Raw genomic sequence first — 253 nt, forward strand, 5'->3', positions numbered from 1 at the left:
CGGTACAGTTGGAGCGATTTTAGCTACTGCAGTCGGATTCTTAGCTTCCGTATGGTATACGAATAGACAAATCAAAAAACATGTACACTATTCATTTGGTGTTGTATATAAGAGAACATTCCAAATTGCAATATTAACACTTGTAATGGTCATTGCTGTAAAGTTATCACAATGGATTCTGTCCTTCATGATTTCGCCTGATGGCCGAATGGGTGCTCTTATTACAGTTGTGGTTTGTGCAGGTATTGGTGGT

The 253-nt window shown here is 38.7% G+C and carries 1 pseudogene; it reads left to right on the top strand.

The annotated features are described in order from the left end of the window. Positions 1-253 (top strand): annotated as a pseudogene (locus SB775_RS31760) (polysaccharide biosynthesis C-terminal domain-containing protein); the annotation flags it as partial.

It is taken from the genome of Peribacillus sp. SIMBA_075 (assembly GCF_046534585.1).